This is a genomic window from Mesorhizobium sp. C399B (assembly GCF_030323185.1).
In the GTDB taxonomy this organism is placed as follows: Bacteria; Pseudomonadota; Alphaproteobacteria; order Rhizobiales; family Rhizobiaceae; genus Mesorhizobium.
In genome coordinates, this window is record NZ_CP100472.1 from 5,989,774 (window position 1) to 6,008,469 (window position 18,696).

Below are 18,696 nucleotides of genomic sequence, written 5' to 3' on the forward strand. Positions count from 1 at the left end.
CGTCGAAAAGCATCTGGAACATAACAGGCCTGTTTGCAAGATCGATGAAATGAAACTGTCGCAAAAGCCTGTCAGAGGATACGGTGAGCCGGTTAAGTGCATGTCCCTGAAATCGGAACGGTTTTCGCCGAAGGGTCATGCGCCACAAAAGCGTGTTAGAGGCATGGCACGTCCAGCGGCGCTCCAAGGGACGGTTGGCGGGGGAAGAGCAGGAACCATGAACGAACTGAAGCCGGTGCAGAGCGAATTCATCAATGTCGAGGTGGCGAGCCCCGAGGGCGGCAACCCCGATCGGTTCGTCAACCGTGAGTTCTCCTGGCTGCAGTTCAACCGGCGTGTGCTCGAGGAATCCCAGAACCAGCACCATCCGCTGCTCGAACGCGTCCGTTTCCTGTCGATTTCAGCCGCCAATCTCGACGAATTCTTCATGGTCCGCGTCGCCGGCCTTGCGGGCCAGGTGCGCGAAGGCATTGCGCTCAAGAGCCCCGACGGCCGCACGCCGGAGCAGCAGCTGGAACAATTGCTGCGCGAGGTCGAGCGGCTGCAGGAGGACCAGCAGAACAGCCTTTCAGCGCTGATGCTGCTGCTCAACAAGGAAGGCATAGAGAGCATCACCCGCGATGCACTAACCAAGGATGAGAAAGTCTGGCTGGAAGACCATTTCCAGGACCAGGTCTTCCCGGTCCTGACTCCACTGTCGATCGACCCGGCGCATCCGTTTCCGTTCATTCCCAATCTCGGCTTCTCGATGGCGCTGCAATTGCGCCATCGCAAGAATGGCGAGGAGATGAGCGCGCTTCTGCGCCTGCCGGTGGCGCTGAAGCGCTTCATCCGTCTGCCCGACCGCAAGCAGCACGTTCGCTTCATTCCACTGGAGGAGGCTGTCGGCCTCTATATCGGCAAGCTGTTCCCCGGCTATGAGGTCAAGGGTTCAGGCACCTTCCGCATCATCCGGGACAGCGATATCGAGGTCGAGGAAGAGTCGGAAGATCTCGTGCGCCTGTTCGAGACGGCGCTGAAGCGCCGCCGCCGCGGTTCGGTCATCCGCATCGAATTCGACAAGTCGATGCCCGGCGAATTGCGCGAGTTCGTCGCCGGCGAGCTTGGCGTCTCTTCGAGCCGCATCAGCGTTCTGACCGGCCCGCTGGCGCTCAGCCAGATTTCCGAGATCGTCGCCGTGCCGCGCGACGACCTGAAGTTCACCCCCTACAATCCACGCTTTCCCGAGCGCATCCGCGAGCATGGCGGCGACTGTTTCGCGGCCATTCGCGAGAAGGACATCGTCGTCCACCACCCCTATGAATCCTTTGACGTGGTGGTCCAATTCCTGCGCCAGGCGATGGCCGACCCGGAGGTGGTGGCGATCAAGCAGACGCTCTACCGCACCTCCAACGACAGCCCGATCGTGCGCGCCTTGGTCGACGCGGCCGAGGCCGGCAAGTCGGTAACCGCCCTGGTCGAGCTCAAGGCGCGCTTCGACGAGGAAGCCAACATCCGCTGGGCGCGCGACCTCGAACGCGCCGGCGTCCAGGTCGTGTTCGGCTTCCTCGAACTCAAAACCCATGCGAAAATGTCGCTGGTGGTGCGGCGCGAGGACGGCAAGCTGCGTAACTATGTGCATCTCGGCACCGGCAACTACCATCCGGTGACAGCGCGCATTTACACCGACCTGTCCTTCTTCACCACCGATCCGACGATCGCGCGCGATGTCGCCCAGCTGTTCAACTTCATCACCGGCTATGCCGAGCCGACCGATGAGATGCGGATCGCCATCTCGCCGTTTACGCTGCGCAGCCGTATCCTCAAGCACATTGCCGACGAGGTCGCCTACGCGCTGGCTGGCCGTCCGGCGCGCATCTGGATGAAGATGAACGCGCTCGTCGATCCCAACATCATCGACGCGCTCTATGACGCCAGCCGTGCCGGCGTCGAGATCGATCTCGTCGTGCGCGGCATCTGCTGCCTGCGGCCGCAGGTGCCCGGCCTGTCGGAAAACATCAGGGTCAAGTCGATCGTCGGCCGCTTCCTCGAACACAGCCGCATCTACTGCTTCGGCAACGGCCATGGCCTGCCGTCGGACGAGGCGATCGTCTACATCGCCTCGGCCGACTTGATGCCACGTAATCTCGACCGCCGCGTCGAGACCATGGTGCCGATCACCAATCCAACGGTGCATGAACAGATCCTTGGCCAGATCATGCTGGGCAACATCATGGACAACCAGCAAAGTTTCGACGTATTGGCTGACGGAACCTCCCGGCGCGTCGTGCTGGAGGAGGGTGAGGAACCGTTCAACGCGCAGGAATATTTCATGACCAATCCGAGCCTGTCGGGACGGGGTGACGCGCTGAAGTCGCATGCGCCCAAGCGCATCGCGCAGTTCAAGCGTCGCAAGAAGAACACCGGCTGATGATTTCAACGTCCCAAGGCCGGCTGCAGGATCGCCGGCCGCTGTCCATCATCGACATCGGCTCGAACTCGATCCGCCTTGTCGTCTATGAAGGGTTGGCGCGCTCGCCGACCTTGCTGTTCAACGAAAAGATGCTGGCCGGCCTCGGCCGCGGCATCGTTTCGACCGGCAAGCTCGATCCCGAGGCGGTGACGCGCTCGATGGAGGAGTTCCGCCGTTTCCGCGCGCTCTCCGACCAGGCGGGTGCGGAGCACATGTTTGTGCTGGCAACAGCCGCGGCCCGCGAAGCGATCAACGGCCCCGATTTCATCCACCGCGCCCAGGATGTGCTCAAGACCGAGATCCGCGTGCTCACTGGCCGGCAGGAGGCGCATTATTCGGCGCTTGGCGTCATTTCGGGCTTCCACCCCGCCAATGGCATTGCCGGTGATCTTGGCGGCGGCAGCCTGGAGCTTATCGACATCAATGGCGAGGCGATCGGCGACGGCATCACGCTGCCGCTGGGTGGCCTGCGGCTGCAGGACATGGCCAGGAATTCGCTCGCCCAGGCGGCAAAGATCACCCGCGACGAACTGGCGCGCGCCAAATTGTTGAAGGGCGGGCTGGGACGGCCCTTTTACGCCGTTGGCGGCACCTGGCGAAACCTTGCCCGGCTGCACATGGAAATGACCAACTACCCGCTTGGCGTCATGCACCACTATGAGATCGGTGTCGAAAGCGCCGCCAATTTCCTGAAGCAGGTGGCGAAAGGCGAGATCGAGAAGGTCAAGGGCATCGAAGGTGTGTCGAAGAACCGCCGTTCGCTGCTGCCCTATGGCGCGGTCGTGCTGCAGGAGATCATGGCGGCGATGCAGCCGTCGAAGATCATCGTCTCGGCATTGGGCGTGCGCGAAGGGTTTCTCTATTCGCTGCTCGACCCTGCCGAGCAGAAGGCCGATCCGCTGGTCTCCGCTTCGGAGGAACTGGCGCGGCTGCGGTCGCGCTCGGTCACCCATGCGCATGAGCTTGTCGAATGGACGGACAAGACCTTTGCCGCCTTCGGCATCGACGAGACGGAGGATGAGGCGCGCTATCGCCACGCTGCCTGTCTGCTGGCCGATATAGGCTGGCGCGCGCACCCGGAATATCGCGGCAAGCAGTCGCTCAACATCATTGCCCACGCCTCCTTCATTGGCGTCGATCACCCCGGCCGTGCCTTCCTGGCGCTGGTCGGCCTGTTCCGCCACGAAGGCGTGTTCAACGATGCGGCGCCGGAAATCCGCGGCCTGGCGACGCCGCGCTATCTCGAGCGCGCCCGCATCCTGGCGGCGGTGCTGCGCGTCGTCTATCTGCTGACTGCGGCCATGCCCGGCGTCATGCCGCGGCTGAAATGGGAAAACCGCGGCAATGGCACGTTGGCGCTGGTGCTGCCGGCCTCACTTTCCGATCTTTACGGCGAACGCCCGGCCGGACGGCTGGCGCAACTGGCGCGGATCACCAACCGCCGGCTGGTGCTGGCGGTCGAGGGTGGGCAGAGCGTGTCGGTGAAGTAGGCGCGGCCTGACAGCAAAACCATGTCGTCGTCGGCCTCGCGTTCGAGGACCGGCTTCCTCAATCCGTCGCTGCTTCGCACCGCCACCTTCCCCCTCCGGAGGGAAAGGAAGGGAGCCTCGTTGGAAAGCGTTGGCGGCAATAGGCTCGCGCACTTCCTCTACCCCGTCGATCGGGGGAGAGGTGGCTCGACGAAGCCGAGACGGAGTGGGGGTCGACCTGGCACGGATGGTTCAACCGGGACGATATTTGACGATATCAGACCGCGGCGCGGCGCCCGTCGATCGACCAGGCCCCGGCGCCGGCCATGGCTAGCGCCAGGAATCCACCGGCGATGGCAATATCCTTCATCAGCATCTGCTGGTGCAGGAAGGTGAGCATCGGGTCATCGCCGCCCTGGCCGTAGTGGCCGATGGAGCCTGCAACGATGCAGAAAGCGGCAAGAAGTATCGCAACGACCGGCGTCTGAAAGCCGACCAGTATCAAGAGACCGGCAATCAACTCGAACAGCCCGGTGCCCCAGGCGGCAAGCGTCGGCAATGGCATGCCGAGGCCGGCGAAATAGCCGGTCGTCCCGGCAATGTCGGCGAGCGCGTGGTAGCCGGAGGGAACGAGCAGGACGGCGAGCAGCAGCCGGGAAATCAGAAGCAATGCATCGCGGGGCATGGTCATCTCCGATGTCTGTCCGCCGGCTGTTTCGAGACCGATCCTAGCAGGGATGGGTCGAGCGTGCGCTTGGGCAGACAACGAAAAAGCGGCGTGGAAAATTCCACGCCGCTTTTTTCAGGCTTGGGAAGGGAAAGCTCAGCCGCGCTTGGCGTCGATCGAGTAGGTGCCAGGGCCTGAGGAAGCCAGCAGCAGGAAGCCGCCGGTGATGGCGACGTTCTTCAGGAAATGGATCATCTGGTTCTGGTCGGCCCAGCCGGTATGGGCGACAAAGGCCGAGGCGATGGTGAAGACCGCGAGCACCCAGGCGGCGATGCGGGTCTGAAAGCCAACGAGCACGGCAAGGCCGCCGAGCAATTCGATCAGGCCGACGACAATGGCCGTTACGGTCGGCACCGGCAGGCCCATGGCGCCGAAATAGCCGGCGGTGCCGGAAATGGCGGTGAGCTTGCCGAAGCCGGAAAGCAGGAAGATGGCGGCGAGCAGGATGCGGCCGAGCAGGATGGTGGTGGAGCTGTTGGACGCGATGCCGGCGCCGGCAGCGGAAGTGTTGATGGACATGGTGGCTCTCCGAAAAGGGTTGATGTCCCGTCAGATAGACCAAGCCGACTGTTCACCAAAGCCGCCAGTCCGGCGACACATTGTTCACAGGACGTACATTTCGGGATCGTTCGACCGACGCAAAATTCTTGTCGCGGCCAGCAGCGGCGGGAGCAAATTGTCCCGCCACAAAATTCGGATTTCTAGTTGACGCAATCCCCAAGACGAGGGCTGCGCGCTTCCCGAGGAAACGCAAGGCACTTTCCCTGGAATCGCTTAACCCGGATGCGTCATGTCCTCCGGCCGCACCAGCCGGTCGTAGTCTGCCTCGCTGACCAGCCCAGTGGCCAGTGCTTCCTCGCGCAAGGTGGTGCCCTTCTTGTGCGCGGTCTTGGCGATCTTGGCGGCATTGTCGTACCCGATCGTCGGCGCCAGCGCGGTCACCAGCATCAGCGAGCGGTCGAGCGCGGCTTTGATGTTGTCTTCGCGAGCCTCGATGCCGACGACGCAATTGTCGGTGAAGGAGATCGAGGCGTCGGCCAACAACTGCACCGACTGCAGGAAGTTGTAGGCCATCAGCGGGTTGTAGACGTTGAGCTCGAAATGGCCCTGGCTGCCGGCGAAGGTCAGCGAGGCGTTGTTGCCGAACACCTGCACGCAGACCTGCGTCAGAGCCTCGCATTGGGTCGGGTTGACCTTGCCCGGCATGATCGAGGAACCCGGCTCGTTTTCCGGCAGCGACAGTTCGCCGAGGCCCGAGCGCGGGCCGGAGCCGAGGAAGCGGATGTCGTTGGCGATCTTGAAGAGGGCGGCGGCCGCCGCGTTGATGGCGCCATGCGAGAACACCATGGAATCATGCGCGGCGAGCGCCTCGAACTTGTTCGGCGCGGTGACGAAGGCGATGCCGGTGATTTCGGCGATGCGCGCCGCCACCGTTTCGGCAAAGCCCACCGGCGCGTTGAGGCCGGTGCCGACGGCGGTGCCGCCCTGCGCCAGTTCCTGCAGGCCGGGCAGCGTCATCTCGATGCGCTTGATCGAAGAGGCCACCTGCGCGGCGTAGCCGGAAAATTCCTGGCCCAGCGTGAGGGGTGTCGCGTCCTGCGTATGGGTGCGGCCGATCTTGATGATGTGGGCGAAGGCCTTCGTCTTGACCTCGAGCGCAGCGTGCAGATGCTTCAGCGCCGGCAGCAGATCGTGCACGATGCGCTCGGCGCACGCGATGTGCATGGCTGTCGGGTAGGTGTCGTTCGACGACTGGCTCATATTGACGTGGTCGTTAGGGTGCACCGGCTTCTTCGAGCCCATGACGCCGCCCAGAAGTTCGATGGCCCGGTTGGAGATCACCTCGTTGGCGTTCATGTTGGACTGCGTGCCCGAGCCGGTCTGCCAGACGACCAGCGGGAAATGATCGTTCAGCTTGCCGTCGATCACCTCTTGCGCCGCCTCGATGATCGCCTTGCCGACTGCCGGATCGAGCCGCTTCAACTCCATATTGGCTTCCGCCGCCGCTCGCTTGACGATGCCGAGCGCACGCACGATCGAGGCCGGCTGCTTTTCCCAGCCTATCCTGAAATTGCCGAGGGAACGCTGCGCCTGCGCGCCCCAGTAACGGTCGGCGGCAACCTCGATGGGGCCGAACGTGTCGGTTTCGGTTCTGGTCCTGGCAGCGGTCACTTGTCTCTCCGACGATCGAATTCGGCAACGGCGTATCGCGTTGCACAATGGCCTTCAAGCAGAGATTGCGGCCGGCAGGCAGTAAATCGGTTGAAGCAGTAGCGCCGCCCTTCGGAATCCTGCACCCTCCACTTTCGTGTGAAGGAAATTGCTCCTCAGTGCGGCTTGATCCCATAAAGTGGACGGAAACTTGCGGATTTAGCTCGATGAGATCATGTCGAGCTGGCGGATTGCTCTACGCAAACTTCCCCCAGGATCAGCAATGCGCAATTCACGTCTACCTACGAGCGACGCTGCCACACAAACTACCATCCGTGCCGGCGTCTCACTGGCAACAGCAGCGATGAGGTAGCTTATGCACTTGTCCTTCTGTTCAGTTTCCGTCCAAAATCCGGCATCGCATCCGGATCGAGCTTCGGATCGCGAAGCCGAGAATTTCAAGTCCACCCTGGGAGCGCCTCCACATGGCCTCGGAGTTTTCCAAGATGCATGGCGGCAAGGTCGAAGCCGTCTCGACGTCGCAAGTGACGCTCTTTGTCCTCCGTATTTTGCTGAAAGCGCGCCTGATCGCGGACCGTCAGCTCGGAACCTTTTTCCTCCAACGGCGCAGCTTTGTCCTGAGATAGGATCTATAGCCGAACGGAAGTGTTCGCCGTCCGGAAGGCGTGCTTGTCCGCGCCTCCAGACGCTGGCGCACGACGCTCATCAGTCTGCAGAACGCGGGTGTTTCCAATGATTGCACCCGTTTGACGAGATTGTCGGGCAATGGCTTTGAGCGCCAGTCGAAATAAGCCTCGTAGTCTTGCGGCGTTGCGATCAGGTGCTGGAGATAGGCTGCAAGATCGCTGGCGCTGGCGAAGGCACTGGCGTCAATAAAGGAGTGCTCCGGAACGAACTCGTCCACATTGGGAGCGCCAAGGTAGATCGGCACCGTGCCCGCCATGAACGCGTCATAGATTTTCTCGGTGACATAGTCGGCCTCGATCGAGTTCTCCATGGCCAGGCAGAATTTGTGCCGCGCAATGGTTTCGATCTTGGTCTTCGAGCCCAGATCGGGGCCAGAGACCGATCGGTTGTGGCGATATCGGCCATAAGAATCGATCTTGATGTGGCGCGCCAGTTCGTTCGCCAAATCGACACGGCCGCTATAATTCAGGCCGGCCGACTGGAAGAGTGCGACCGGCGCTTCTTCCGTTTTCGGCACGATTGGTCTGGCCAGCGCATCTTTCCACCACACCGCACGCGGAAGGTAGGGTACCCAGACATCGGACCGGGATTCATGCGTCATGATGATATCGAAGTGCCGCATGAATTTGGGGTCGGCAAGTCGCTTGTAGTTTTGGCCGCATTCCATCGACCAGGCGACCCAATATTGACCAGGGTATTTGTAGGCATCGCCAACTTCGCGAAAGTTCGGAATATGGAAGACGACTGCCGCGGCCTCGGAAATCCGTCGTTTGTCCAGTGTCCACCGCCCGGGCATTTCGCACTGTATCGACGCGATATCGACGGGTTTGCTGAAGAACGTTGTGTAGAAGAGGATCAGTGGATCGATAGACGGCATGGCACCACGAATGTCTGAAGCATTGCTCAATCTGCAGACAGACGCGGTATCGGAAGTTTGGTCAAGTGCTCCGCTTGTTCGAGGCCGAGGGCCGTCCAAACGGTCACCCCGCCGTATACCCGCCATCGATCGCGAAAATGCCGCCGCTGGTCCACGCCGCCTCGTCGCTGGCCAGATAGACGGCGATGCCGGCAAGATCGCTGGTCTGGCCGATGCGGCCGAGCGGGTAGCTGCGCTCGACATAGGTTTTCAGCTCGGCTTGCGCTGCCGCCGGCAGGTTGTCGATCGACTTGCGCCGCATGGCGGTGTCGACCGTGCCGGGCGCAATCGCATTGACCCTGATGCCGCGCGGACCAAGCTCGAAGGCCAGCGACTTGGTCAGCGAATTCAGCGCGCCCTTGGACAAGGAATACAGGCTCGACGGCCGCTTCGGGATCATCTTGTCGGCGAAGTAGGACGAGATATTGATGACGGAGGCGTTGGCGCCGAGATGCGGCAGCAGCCGCTGGGTAAGGAAGAACGCCGCCGTCACATTGAGCGCGAAGGATTGCTGGAATTGGTGCTCGGTGACGGTCTCGAAAGGCACCAGATAAGCGACGCCGGCATTGTTGACGAGGATGTCGAGCGGGCCGGTTGCTTTCGCGCGATCGACCACGGCATCGATGCCGGACGAGGTCGAGAGATCGGCCGACTGGGTGCCGACGTTGCCCGCCGCCGCAAGTGTCTCGCGGGCGGTCTCGAGCTTGCTGGTGTCGCGACCGACGATCAGCACGTCGGCGCCCTCGCGCAAGAAAGCTTCCGATATCGCCAGGCCGATGCCGTCCGAGCCGCCGGTCACCAGTGCTCGCTTGCCAGAAAGTCTCATTGAAGGCCAAGTCGCATCGAATGCTCTCGCTGTTGCCCGCGTCACGAAGGCAATGCCGATCGGCGAGGGCGGTCAAGCCGCCGGCCTATCGCTCAGTATGAACTTCGGTTGGCCGCGTGCCGATCCGGTTACCGCAGCAGCGACTGCGACGTCGGCGTCAGGCGCAAGGTTTCGGTCCGCCAGGTCACATCGGCCGCTTGCCATTGGGGCGAAGCGGCAACTGCGGCTTCGTAACTGGCATGCGCCTCGGGACTGTTGAAACCCGTCACCGCGATAAAGACGTTTTCGCTCAAGCGCACCGGCAGGCGGGGAAAGCTGTTTTCGGCGTGCTCGGTGATGAAGGCGCCAAGCAACCGTCCGCCGACGCCGATAAGGACCGGAACGGCATCCGTTTCGAAATTGCCGGCGAAATCGGCTTCGGCGCCAGACCGCAGATGATGAATCTGGATGGCAACGATAGCGGTCAAGCGATTGTCTGCGCTCAGCTTTCCATCCGGCGGCATGGCGCCTCGCTGCGCGCCTGACAGATCGAAGCCGGCGCCTGGCCATGCCGGCTTCAAGAGCAGCACATCGTCGGAATCGATCATCGTCGCATTGGCGGCGTCGCGGTGCGCCGTCCACACCGGCCCGTCATAGAAGGCGGTGAGCGCCTGCTTCCGCGCTTCCATGCCATCGAAGCCGCGCAGCCAGACGAATATGTCGGGGCGGTCGAGGTCGCGGAATTGACCGATGATGGTCATGCCGGCGTGTTCCTGGCCTTCGATGAACCGACTGTCGAAGATGTCGATCAGCGTCTCGCGCCGGCCCGGCTTCAGCGTGTACTGCCGCAACTCGACGACAGGCGAAGCGAGCAGGCTTGCCGTCGCAGGCGCATTCAGGGGTACGGTCATTGTGTCGTCTCCAAAAAACAGGATGATCATCCGGTTTATAAAACAGACCGGTTGTCCTGTTTTGTCAATCTGCTATCGTTGGCAAATGTCAGCAGAGATTGCTCGGGCTCCGAAAGGGCCGCCGCGAAAACGCACCAACGATCCCGAAGGGCTGCGCAACAAGGTGCTCGATATCGCCGAAGCGTCGTTCCAGGCGCGTGGCTATCATGCATCCGCTCTTGGCGAGTTGATGACGACCGCAGGCGTCAGCGGCGGCGCGCTGCATCATCATTTCCCGACCAAGAAGGCGCTCGCTCTGGCGGTGATCGAGGAGCGCGTGGCAGCGGCCCTCGATGAAACCTGGATCAACCCTGTACGGGCGGCAGGCTCGGCGCGCGAAGGCGTGCGCGCGGTGTTCGAGGCGGTGGCGACCGACCTTGAGCAGCAAGGCTTCGTGCGCGGCTGTCCGCTCAACAATCTGGCGCATGAACTGTCGCTCGCTGACCCGGATTTCCGCGCCGCTCTGGACGATATCTTTGCCGGATGGCGTCAGGCGGTTGCCGACAAGGTGCGAGCCGACCAGCAGTCGGGGAGGGAGCAGGGCACCGACCCCGAGCGCTTTGCGGCACTCGCCATCGCCGCCTATTCCGGCGCCATGTCGATGGCCAAGGCGGCACAGGATGCCAGCGTGCTGCGCGATTGCCTGGCCGAACTTCAGGGTAGCTCAACGCCGCCATTCCCGAGCAGAGCGAAGCGGCGTAGCAGGATCCTGCTGCGGCCGGGAAAACCTTGAGGCCGGAACTGCGCTGTTCTAGTTGGAAAGCGGCTTGATCGTCTCGTAACCGTTTACCGATTCCGCGCTGGTCCCTTCGTCGTAGCGCCGGGCGAGGGACGCTTGCAGATCGGGCGCATAAAGCGCGGTAAATGTGTCCAGCGTTTCGCCGGCGCCGTTCTTGAAGGTCTCCGTGACCGCCAGCACGTTGTATTTGCAGCCGCCGACGCTGAACGTCTCCTTGCCCTTGACGACCAGGCTCAGTGTCTTGGTGCTCTTCGGCTGCTTGTTCGGCGACAACTCGACGAATTCGATCGTGCTCTTGGCTCCCGTCTTCAGCGGAAACAGTTTTCGCAGATCGGAAAACGGGATCGTCGCCACCCGTCCGGTATCGCTGTCGCGAAACACTTCGACCAGGCCGGCAAACAGGAACTGTGTCTGCGGCGATTGCGATTCGTAGTTGTTGGCGACGGACACCATGCCGCCGGCCACCGGCCGAAACTCGCTGCGGACGCCAGGCATTTCCAGAACGAAGCCGGCCTTGGCCGATTTTGCGTCGACACAATCGGCGGCATGCACCGCAGCCCCCGGCAGCAACCCAGCCAGCACCACGCCTATCGAAACGGCTCTCATGAAATCCTCCCCCTCTGCTTGTATTTGCTGCGCGCCAGCATGACCCAAGAAATGCCAGAGCCACAGTGCCGGGTCGACCTGCCATTCCTGGCAACTGGACGGTGGGGCGCCGGCTGTGCTGAATTTCAGGTCATGAATCGCAAGCTCGTCCTCTCCCGTCGCAATTTCCTCGCACAGGCAGCCGGCCTTGCCATGGCTGGTATGCTGCCGCGCGCCGCGCTTGGCCAGACCGGCAAGCGCATCCAGCCCATCGACGCCACCTTTCTGTTCATCGCCGATGTCCATGCCTGCCGCATGTCGAGCGGCCTCAGCCCCAACTGCCTGGAGGAAGGCAAGACCGATGCCGCGCTGTTGCGCAATGTCGCTGTTCTCAATGGCTTGGCCGGCCGGCAATGGCCAGTCGAGATCGATGGCGTTGCAACCCGCCTGCGTTCGGCCGGCAGCCGCATCGATGCGCCGCTCGGCCTCGTTGTCGGCGGCGACATCACCGACGATGGCGGCGGCCAGATCACCGAGCCCAGCGAAGGCACGCAACTGTTGCAGTTCAGCCAGCGCTATCAACAAGGCGTCGGCCCGGACCGCGTGCACATGCCGGTCTATGTCGGCCTCGGCAACCACGATCTCGACCAGAATGGCTCGCCGCCCCATGTCGACTGGTATCGGCGTGAATTGCGCGACTATGTCGAGGTCAACCACCGCCCCGGCGTGTTCTTCAAGCCGCCGGTGCCGGCCACCGAATACGATGTCGACACCGACTGCTATTCCTGGGACTGGGGCGGCCTGCATCTCGTCCAGACCCACCGCTTTGCCGGCGACACCGGCCATGGCGCGGTGAGCAGCCTGCCGTGGCTGAAGCAGGATCTGGCGACCTACGCGGCGGATGGCCGTCCCGTCATCCTGTTCCAGCACTATGGCTGGGACACTTTCTCGGTCGAGCGCTGGGACCCGGCCAAGCGCACCTATGACGATGACGGCGCAGGCGCGCCGCACTGGTGGAGCGAGGCCGACCGCCAGGCGATGCTGGCGGCGCTGAAGGGCTACAATGTCATCGCCATCTTCCATGGCCATCAGCACGAAGTGCCTATGATCTACAAAAGCGATGGCCTCGACCTGTTCAAGCCGAAGGCTGCCTATATGGGTGGCTTCGCGCTGGTGAGGGTAACCGGGGACGGCATGGACGTGGTGCTGGGCGAGGCGGCGGGCGACCGGGGCGGGGTCAAGTTCACCAGCGCCTTCAGCAAGAGCCTCAGCCTCTGACAAGAAAAAGGCGGCCTTGAGCCGCCTTCCTCATTGCCTGCAAGATCGAATCAGAGCGCCTTTTTGATCTTGTCCTTCACGTCGCCATAGACCTTCTGCACCTTGCCGGCGGTCTTGTCGGCCGTGCCTTCGGCCTGGGTCTGCCTGTTGCCGGCCGCCTTGCCGCCGGCCTCCTTGACCGAGCCCTTGACCTGCTTGGCCACGCCGGCAACCTGATCCTTGTTCACCATCTTTGCATCTCCTGGGATCCGGGGATTCATTCGCAGGAGGCAAACGGGCCGGCTTGGCTTAGGTTCCCTGGGCGGCGATCATCGTCGCATCTGGTCGCTTATATGGTCGCCGAAACGCTTTGCCGCGTCGTATCATGTGACTAGTGTGACGAAATTTTGGGGAGACCGCCTTGGCTGAATTTACGCTCATCATTGCCAACAAGTGCTTTTCGTCCTGGTCGCTGAGGCCATGGGTGGCGATGAAGCATCTGGAGATCCCGTTCGAGGAAGGTTTCGTGCGCCTGCGCACGCCCGAGACTTTTGCCAATCTGGCGAAAGTGTCGCCGACCGGCCTGGTGCCAGTGTTGAATCACAATGGCAGGATCGTCTGGGAAACCCTTGCCATCCTTGAATATCTGGCCGACCTGTTTCCTGAGAAAAAACTTTGGCCGCAGGATATCGGCGCCCGCGCCTTGGCTCGCTCGGTGGCGACCGAGATGCATTCCGGCTTTCGCGAGGTGCGCTATGGCTGGCCGATGAATTTGCGCCGGCCGAAGGCCCACAAGCCGCTCGACGCCGAAGGCGACATGCAGCGCGCGCGCATCGAAACGATCTGGCGCCAGTGCCGGGAACAATACAGCAAGGGCGGCCCCTTCCTGTTCGGTCATTTCACCGCGGCCGATGCCATGTATGCACCTGTCGTCACCCGCTTCGACACCTATGGCGGCAAGCTCGCGCCCGACACGCGCGCCTATGTCGACGCCGTGTTGGCAACGCCGGCGATGCGGCACTGGTATGCGGAAGCAGCGAAGGAGACCTGGCCGGAACCCGGCCCGGACGAATAGGACACTAGTGACATCACGGTGAGTGACCGATGGCCGGCAATGATGGACCGCGTGAGACTACCGCGCCAACAATCTTCCACTGCCGGCTAATCCCGCCTCGGCCGGACTTCGCCTTCACCCTGACGGAGGAGGAGAGGGAGTTGATGGGCCGGCATGCCGACTATCTGCGCGGCAAGCTTGCCGAGGGCACCATGATCCTGGCCGGGCCGGTCGCCGACCCGGCCGGCCCTTGGGGTCTGCTGATCCTACGTGTCGGCAGCGAAGCCGAGGCAAGAGCGGTCACCGACGGCGATCCGGTGTCGAACTCCGGCCGTGGTTTCCGCTACGAAATCCTGCCGCTGATCAGCGCGATCCTGTAGGCGAGCGTAAGTTTAAGGAAAAGTGTGAAACGGTTTTCCCTTGGAAATTGTGTCAGACAACGGCACATACAAGAACGCCTCTCGCACCGTTTAATGTGCGGGAAGCGTCCTTTTGCCAGCATTACTGAGATTGCTCTCTGAATTGCTGACACCACGGAAATGCGCCGGCTTGCGATTGGTTCCGGGGGCGTGGAATATTTTTTGGGAACGCCTTGCGCTCCGCCACCTCGTCAGTTGAGGCTTATGCCTCAGGCATCCTCAGGTTGAATTTAGGCTGCGGGCAAACCAGAAATTGACTCGGCGCTAAAAGAAGTCTATAAGAAACATGTCGATATTTGTTTGACCGACTTTTGTTATCCGCGCATGCATGCGCGCCTTTGACGAACTTCCCCATCAAAAATCGAGACAAAACGCTGTTGTGCAGTCGCACGATGGTGAACGAATATTTGCCAGGGAAAGGGTTCTTCATGGCCACCGGCACAGTGAAATGGTTCAACGCCACCAAAGGTTTTGGTTTTATTCAGCCTGACGACGGCTCCGCCGACGTTTTTGTCCACATCTCGGCCGTAGAGCGCGCCGGCATGCGTGACATCGTCGAGGGTCAGAAGCTCGGCTACGAGATGACCCGCGACAACAAGTCGGGCAAGATGTCCGCCGACCAGTTGAAGGCGGCCTGATAAGGATTCGGCCTTCCGGTGACCACGGATGTACTGGCACCGATGAAAGGCTGAAAGGAGCGCCTTGCGCATCCAACTGGATGCGCGGCGCTTTCATGGAAGGTCAGGCGGTGCCTGGCCTTTTTCATTTTGTGCGTCATGCCGCTAAAAGTGCGCCGCACGCCGGCCGGAACGTGCTAAGGGACGCTCCAGCAATCTGAACCGCCCATACTGCCCCGCTGCCGTATTGCTTTGGTCCTAATCGAAGACCGCTCTCGCTCTATCGGCACCAGGCTCCCGACAGGAGAAAGTTTTGACCACGCAATCCAAGACCGCCGACCAGGCTGGCTCGCTGTTCAGCAAGACGCAAACCCAGTCGATGTCACTCAACCGCATCCTGTCCGAGCGTGATGCCGTCAGCGAGGCTCGCGAAGCCAAGACCGCGCGCTTGCGCGAACTGCGCAAGGAAAAGGAAGCCGACGACATGGCGGCGGCCGCAGCCCTTGCGACGCTGCCGAAGCGGGCAGGCAAACGCTGATGGCCACCAAGCGCGTACCGCCGACGCCGATCGATGCCGATGCGACCATAGCGTCCATGGTCCCGGGCCTGGACAAGCCGGTCGAATATGTCCGCCGTGTGCTGGAAAAGCTCGAGCGCTGCAAGCGCGCGCATGGCGATGCCCAGGTGCGCGTCGGCGTGCGCGGCCGTGCCGAAGCCCCGAACTATCTGGTCGAATATGTCCGCGAGGACAAAAAGACCCAGGAGCGCGTGACCTACCAGGATGCCGCCTATAGCGGCAGCACGCATCGCGAACTGGCGGCGCACCACATTGCCGAGGCGAGGAACTGGTCGCCCGAGGAAATGAACATCACAGCGGTCTCGGCGCTGATCGGCCGCTTGCGCAATCCGCGCGCACCATCATCCCGCTTTTCCGACGAGGACTGACATGGCCATAAAGTTTTCCACCAAGGACCAGCCGGCAGCGCCGGCTGCTGCCACTGCAAAGCAGGCCAAGCCCGCTGCCGCGCCGAAGGCCGCCGAACCGTCGGCAACCGATCTGTTCGAGGCGCCAGCCGCCACGCCCAAGGGCAAGGCAGGCAAGAAGAAATAGCGCCTTGCCGCACCAAGCCGATCGCAATCTCGCAGCACCTGGGCTGGTCGCGTTGGCCGCCAGGGATATCCGGTCGTCAAAACAGGACGACCAGCCGGTTTTCGATTGCCAGAGCTGCGGCGCCTGCTGTTCCTACTCGGCCGAATGGCCGCGCTTCTCGACCGAGGACGATGCGCAACTTGACCGGATTCCGGAAAAGTTCGTGTCCGCCGACCTGTCCGGCATGCGCTGCGAGGGCGTGCGCTGTTCGGCGCTTACGGGCGAGATCGGCAAGCACACGGCCTGCGGCATCTACGAGATCCGCCCGGACGTCTGCCACGCCTGCATGCCTGGCGGCGACGATTGCCTGATGGCGCGCAAGGCGCACGGGATGCCAACGATCTAGCCGACGCCCACCTTGCCTCATCCCACATCCCCCGATAGCTTCCACTACGGGCAGGGCGTTGGAGGAACCATGAGCATCGAATTTCTGTTGACGTCGCTGATCGTTGTGGCTTCGCCCGGCACCGGCGTTCTCTACACGCTGAGCGCCGGGCTTTCGCAAGGCGCGCGCGCCTCGATCACTGCTGCATTCGGCTGCACGCTTGGCATCATCCCGCATATGGCCGCCGCCATCACCGGCCTGGCGGCGCTGCTGCACACAAGTGCTGTCGCCTTCGAGACGCTGAAATATCTCGGCGTCGCCTATCTCCTCTACATGGCCTGGAACACGCTGAAGGAGAAGGGCGGCCTGAGCGTCGATGAAAACGCGGCACCCCGCTCGGCAGCCAAGGTCATCACCTCCGGTATCCTGATCAACATCCTGAACCCGAAGCTGTCGATCTTCTTCTTTGCCTTCCTGCCGCAATTCGTCAGCACGACCGAACCGAACGCATTTGCCAGGATGCTCGAACTCTCGAGCGTCTTCATGCTGCTGACCTTCGTCGTCTTCGTCGCTTACGGCATCTTTGCGGCCTCGATCCGCAGCCATGTCGTGTCGCGGCCGATGGTGCTGACCTGGATGCGCCGCACCTTCGCCGGCGCCTTTGTCATGCTCGGCGCCAAGCTGGCGCTGGCTGATCGATAGAACAGGAGCTGCCAGGCCTCGGCCTACTCTTCGTCGGTTCCGGATCCGGTCCGGATGCCTAGACGCCAGGCCGAGGGCGGAAGGCCGATCATCTTCTTGAAGGCGCGGCTGAACGCTGCCTCGGATTCGTAGCCGATTTCAGCGGCGATGCTGGCCATGTTGCTGGAGCCGGCGCTGAGCAGCTCCGAGGCGATCTGCATGCGCCATTTGGCGAGATAATGCATTGGCGGCATGCCGACCAGCCTGGTGAAGCGTTCGGCGAGCACGCTGCGCGACAGCGCGGAGTCCTTCGCCAGCGCCTCCACCGTCCAGTTATGCGCCGGCCGGTCGTGGATCAGCGCCAGTGCCCTCGCCAGGTGCGGATCGCGCAGGCCAGCCAGCCATCCCGTGGTTTGTGGCGGCAGCGATTCCAAGTAACGGCGCAACACGTCGACAAACATCAGTTCGCTCAGTTTGGTGAGCACCGTTTCACTGCCTGCGCGCTTTTGCGCCACCTCCGTGACAGCCAGGTTGATGAACTGGCTGAGCCAGCCGCCATCGCCTTTGGCATCTCCGGCCTTGATCACCGGCGGCAAAGCCTCGAGCAGTGGATTGAAAGGCTGTGCATCACAGGCGAGATAGCCGCAAACCAGCCTGGCCGAGGTCGCGCCGTCGCCGGCGCAGTTGATGTAAAACGGCATCCGGCCGGCTGTTGCGATGTCGAGAACGTCGGCTGTCGGCGGATCGGCGCGCAACGCCGGATTGCTGGACATAATGTGCGGGTCGCTCCTGGTGAAGACGACGACTTCGCCGGCCTCCAGCGCGATCGCTTCCTGGCCGACGATGCGCGCGAAGCAGCGACCGGCCGTTACCACATGGTAGGAGATCAGATGGTCCGCACCGGGCAGGATCTTCGGCAGGATGGACGATGGCGCCGGCGAGCAGACGGCCCACGGCTCGTGGCCCTCAATGTCAAAAAACGTCGCGCCGGTAAGGCGTACCGTCCTCAACAGGTCAGACAGAGCATCCCCGGCCATTCCGTTTCGTCCCGCACCCGGCTAGCCGGTGAGCCATCCCTTTCGAGTTCCGGACGCGCTGTCAAGCGAGGCGGACGCCGTATCATTCAGTTCGCGGCCAGAACTCCTAAACCTGCACCGGTGCTCAAGCGCTGCCGAGAGTGGGCGCTGAGTGCTGTCGAAACCAACCAGGGACAAAAGTCATGACGGTACATAAGGGCGGGTGTTTTTGCGGCGCCGTGGAATCGAAGTGCACGGAGCCGCCGAGGCAATGGGCTATTGCCATTGCGGTTCGTGTCGATCGTGGTCGGCGTCTCCCGTGAACGCCTTCACGCTGTGGAAGCCTCAGAACATCAAGGTCACCAGGGGCGCGGAGTTCCTGTCCGGGTTCGAGAAGACCGAAATGAGCGATCGCCAGTTCTGCACGAAATGCGGTGGTCATCTGATGACCGTTCATCCGCCGCTCGGCCTGGTCGATGTCTATGCGGCAACCATACCAGGCGTGAAATTCATGCCTGGGGTTCACGTCAACTACGCTGAGACCGTGCTGCCGATGAAGGACGGGCTGCCCAAGCTCAGGGACTTTCCGGCTGAGCTCGGCGGCTCCGGCATCGCGGTGCCGGAATAAGGCCCGGCCACTGCTCGCCATTTTTGACAACGACAATTCAAGACAGG

At 62.3% G+C, this 18,696-nt stretch carries 21 protein-coding genes and 1 pseudogene; 13 read left to right on the forward strand and 9 right to left on the reverse strand.

Going from position 1 to position 18,696, the window contains the following annotated elements:
* Positions 1-217: 217 nt before the first annotated feature.
* Both NLY36_RS28610 and ppx read left to right on the forward strand, forming a co-directional pair.
* Positions 218-2,410 carry an RNA degradosome polyphosphate kinase gene (locus tag NLY36_RS28610; RefSeq protein ID WP_023671487.1) on the forward strand — a complete coding sequence of 731 codons (2,193 nt, stop codon included), beginning with the start codon at positions 218-220 and terminating at the stop codon, positions 2,408-2,410.
* Entirely contained in the window at positions 2,410-3,942 is a 1,533-nt protein-coding gene (ppx, locus tag NLY36_RS28615) for an exopolyphosphatase (RefSeq protein ID WP_023697723.1), read from the forward strand. The genes NLY36_RS28610 and ppx overlap by 1 nt, the downstream gene beginning before the upstream one ends.
* 256 nt (positions 3,943-4,198) lie before the next feature.
* On the opposite strand, the gene NLY36_RS28620 is transcribed toward ppx, so the two are convergent.
* From NLY36_RS28620 to NLY36_RS28645, 6 genes are all read right to left on the reverse strand, one after another.
* The gene (locus NLY36_RS28620) at positions 4,199-4,606 is read right to left on the reverse strand and encodes a DoxX family protein (RefSeq protein WP_023734272.1); all 408 of its coding nucleotides are present in this window, start codon (positions 4,604-4,606) and stop codon (positions 4,199-4,201) included.
* 138 nt (positions 4,607-4,744) lie between these two features.
* Positions 4,745-5,167, reverse strand: a complete 423-nt coding sequence (locus NLY36_RS28625) for a DoxX family protein (protein WP_023697721.1) — start codon at positions 5,165-5,167, stop codon at positions 4,745-4,747.
* Positions 5,168-5,422: 255 nt separating this feature from the next.
* Positions 5,423-6,820, reverse strand: coding sequence for a class II fumarate hydratase (gene fumC / locus NLY36_RS28630; RefSeq protein WP_023697720.1), 1,398 nt, complete (start codon positions 6,818-6,820; stop codon positions 5,423-5,425).
* Between the two features lie 577 nt (positions 6,821-7,397).
* A complete protein-coding gene (locus NLY36_RS28635; RefSeq protein WP_245260232.1) occupies positions 7,398-8,483 on the reverse strand; it encodes a glycosyltransferase family 10 domain-containing protein in 1,086 nt (361 codons plus the stop codon).
* 4 nt (positions 8,484-8,487) lie between these two features.
* A complete protein-coding gene (locus tag NLY36_RS28640; RefSeq protein WP_023697718.1) occupies positions 8,488-9,249 on the reverse strand; it encodes an SDR family NAD(P)-dependent oxidoreductase in 762 nt (253 codons plus the stop codon).
* Positions 9,250-9,377: 128 nt separating this feature from the next.
* Positions 9,378-10,139, reverse strand: a complete 762-nt coding sequence (locus tag NLY36_RS28645; RefSeq protein ID WP_023735856.1) for an NIPSNAP family protein — start codon at positions 10,137-10,139, stop codon at positions 9,378-9,380.
* Between the two features lie 85 nt (positions 10,140-10,224).
* On the opposite strand from NLY36_RS28645, the gene NLY36_RS28650 reads away from it, so the two are divergent.
* On the forward strand, positions 10,225-10,911 hold the full coding sequence (locus NLY36_RS28650) for a TetR/AcrR family transcriptional regulator (protein WP_023735855.1): 687 nt from the start codon (positions 10,225-10,227) through the stop codon (positions 10,909-10,911).
* A gap of 18 nt (positions 10,912-10,929) precedes the next feature.
* Here the strand turns inward: NLY36_RS28650 and NLY36_RS28655 are convergent, their stop codons facing one another.
* Positions 10,930-11,523 (reverse strand): hypothetical protein, encoded by a 594-nt coding sequence (locus NLY36_RS28655; protein WP_023735854.1) that lies wholly within the window; start codon positions 11,521-11,523, stop codon positions 10,930-10,932.
* 132 nt (positions 11,524-11,655) lie between these two features.
* Between NLY36_RS28655 and NLY36_RS28660 the strand changes: the two genes are divergently transcribed.
* Positions 11,656-12,780, forward strand: a complete 1,125-nt coding sequence (locus tag NLY36_RS28660) for a metallophosphoesterase (protein WP_023700653.1) — start codon at positions 11,656-11,658, stop codon at positions 12,778-12,780.
* A 50-nt stretch (positions 12,781-12,830) separates the two neighbouring features.
* Here NLY36_RS28660 and NLY36_RS28665 read toward each other — a convergent pair whose 3' ends face one another.
* Positions 12,831-13,010: a CsbD family protein gene (locus NLY36_RS28665; protein WP_023835135.1), complete on the reverse strand. Its 180-nt coding sequence runs from the start codon at positions 13,008-13,010 to the stop codon at positions 12,831-12,833.
* A 170-nt stretch (positions 13,011-13,180) separates the two neighbouring features.
* Between NLY36_RS28665 and NLY36_RS28670 the strand changes: the two genes are divergently transcribed.
* The 8 genes from NLY36_RS28670 (at position 13,181) to NLY36_RS28705 (ending at position 17,026) form a co-directional block, all read left to right on the forward strand.
* Positions 13,181-13,834 carry a glutathione S-transferase family protein gene (locus tag NLY36_RS28670; protein ID WP_023735852.1) on the forward strand — a complete coding sequence of 218 codons (654 nt, stop codon included), beginning with the start codon at positions 13,181-13,183 and terminating at the stop codon, positions 13,832-13,834.
* Positions 13,835-13,863: 29 nt separating this feature from the next.
* Positions 13,864-14,193 (forward strand): YciI family protein, encoded by a 330-nt coding sequence (locus NLY36_RS28675; RefSeq protein WP_023705709.1) that lies wholly within the window; start codon positions 13,864-13,866, stop codon positions 14,191-14,193.
* 467 nt (positions 14,194-14,660) lie between these two features.
* Positions 14,661-14,870, forward strand: a complete 210-nt coding sequence (locus NLY36_RS28680; protein ID WP_023671502.1) for a cold-shock protein — start codon at positions 14,661-14,663, stop codon at positions 14,868-14,870.
* A 292-nt stretch (positions 14,871-15,162) separates the two neighbouring features.
* Positions 15,163-15,387 carry a hypothetical protein gene (locus NLY36_RS28685; protein WP_023705710.1) on the forward strand — a complete coding sequence of 75 codons (225 nt, stop codon included), beginning with the start codon at positions 15,163-15,165 and terminating at the stop codon, positions 15,385-15,387.
* Positions 15,387-15,794: a hypothetical protein gene (locus tag NLY36_RS28690; protein WP_023671504.1), complete on the forward strand. Its 408-nt coding sequence runs from the start codon at positions 15,387-15,389 to the stop codon at positions 15,792-15,794. Before NLY36_RS28685 ends, NLY36_RS28690 begins: the two co-directional genes overlap by 1 nt.
* A 1-nt stretch (position 15,795) precedes the next feature.
* The gene (locus tag NLY36_RS28695) at positions 15,796-15,960 is read left to right on the forward strand and encodes a hypothetical protein (RefSeq protein WP_023671505.1); all 165 of its coding nucleotides are present in this window, start codon (positions 15,796-15,798) and stop codon (positions 15,958-15,960) included.
* A gap of 4 nt (positions 15,961-15,964) precedes the next feature.
* Positions 15,965-16,345: a YkgJ family cysteine cluster protein gene (locus NLY36_RS28700; protein WP_023715196.1), complete on the forward strand. Its 381-nt coding sequence runs from the start codon at positions 15,965-15,967 to the stop codon at positions 16,343-16,345.
* A 69-nt stretch (positions 16,346-16,414) separates the two neighbouring features.
* Positions 16,415-17,026: a LysE family translocator gene (locus tag NLY36_RS28705; protein ID WP_023735851.1), complete on the forward strand. Its 612-nt coding sequence runs from the start codon at positions 16,415-16,417 to the stop codon at positions 17,024-17,026.
* Between the two features lie 23 nt (positions 17,027-17,049).
* Here the strand turns inward: NLY36_RS28705 and NLY36_RS28710 are convergent, their stop codons facing one another.
* Positions 17,050-18,042: an AraC family transcriptional regulator gene (locus NLY36_RS28710; protein WP_023694696.1), complete on the reverse strand. Its 993-nt coding sequence runs from the start codon at positions 18,040-18,042 to the stop codon at positions 17,050-17,052.
* A 182-nt stretch (positions 18,043-18,224) separates the two neighbouring features.
* Between NLY36_RS28710 and NLY36_RS28715 the strand changes: the two are divergent.
* A pseudogene (locus NLY36_RS28715) lies at positions 18,225-18,649 on the forward strand (GFA family protein).
* Positions 18,650-18,696: the final 47 nt, after the last annotated feature.

Coding starts and splice junctions, on each gene's coding strand:
- NLY36_RS28645 (WP_023735856.1), bottom strand. CDS start 10,139: ATGACCGTACCCCTGAATGCGCCTGCGACGGCAAGCCTGCTCGCTTCG.
- NLY36_RS28625 (WP_023697721.1), bottom strand. CDS start 5,167: ATGTCCATCAACACTTCCGCTGCCGGCGCCGGCATCGCGTCCAACAGC.
- NLY36_RS28665 (WP_023835135.1), bottom strand. CDS start 13,010: ATGGTGAACAAGGATCAGGTTGCCGGCGTGGCCAAGCAGGTCAAGGGC.
- NLY36_RS28610 (WP_023671487.1), top strand. CDS start 218: ATGAACGAACTGAAGCCGGTGCAGAGCGAATTCATCAATGTCGAGGTG.
- NLY36_RS28640 (WP_023697718.1), bottom strand. CDS start 9,249: ATGAGACTTTCTGGCAAGCGAGCACTGGTGACCGGCGGCTCGGACGGC.
- NLY36_RS28675 (WP_023705709.1), top strand. CDS start 13,864: ATGGCCGGCAATGATGGACCGCGTGAGACTACCGCGCCAACAATCTTC.
- NLY36_RS28690 (WP_023671504.1), top strand. CDS start 15,387: ATGGCCACCAAGCGCGTACCGCCGACGCCGATCGATGCCGATGCGACC.
- NLY36_RS28680 (WP_023671502.1), top strand. CDS start 14,661: ATGGCCACCGGCACAGTGAAATGGTTCAACGCCACCAAAGGTTTTGGT.
- NLY36_RS28695 (WP_023671505.1), top strand. CDS start 15,796: ATGGCCATAAAGTTTTCCACCAAGGACCAGCCGGCAGCGCCGGCTGCT.
- NLY36_RS28655 (WP_023735854.1), bottom strand. CDS start 11,523: ATGAGAGCCGTTTCGATAGGCGTGGTGCTGGCTGGGTTGCTGCCGGGG.
- NLY36_RS28620 (WP_023734272.1), bottom strand. CDS start 4,606: ATGCCCCGCGATGCATTGCTTCTGATTTCCCGGCTGCTGCTCGCCGTC.
- NLY36_RS28710 (WP_023694696.1), bottom strand. CDS start 18,042: ATGGCCGGGGATGCTCTGTCTGACCTGTTGAGGACGGTACGCCTTACC.
- NLY36_RS28705 (WP_023735851.1), top strand. CDS start 16,415: ATGAGCATCGAATTTCTGTTGACGTCGCTGATCGTTGTGGCTTCGCCC.
- ppx (WP_023697723.1), top strand. CDS start 2,410: ATGATTTCAACGTCCCAAGGCCGGCTGCAGGATCGCCGGCCGCTGTCC.
- NLY36_RS28660 (WP_023700653.1), top strand. CDS start 11,656: ATGAATCGCAAGCTCGTCCTCTCCCGTCGCAATTTCCTCGCACAGGCA.
- NLY36_RS28650 (WP_023735855.1), top strand. CDS start 10,225: ATGTCAGCAGAGATTGCTCGGGCTCCGAAAGGGCCGCCGCGAAAACGC.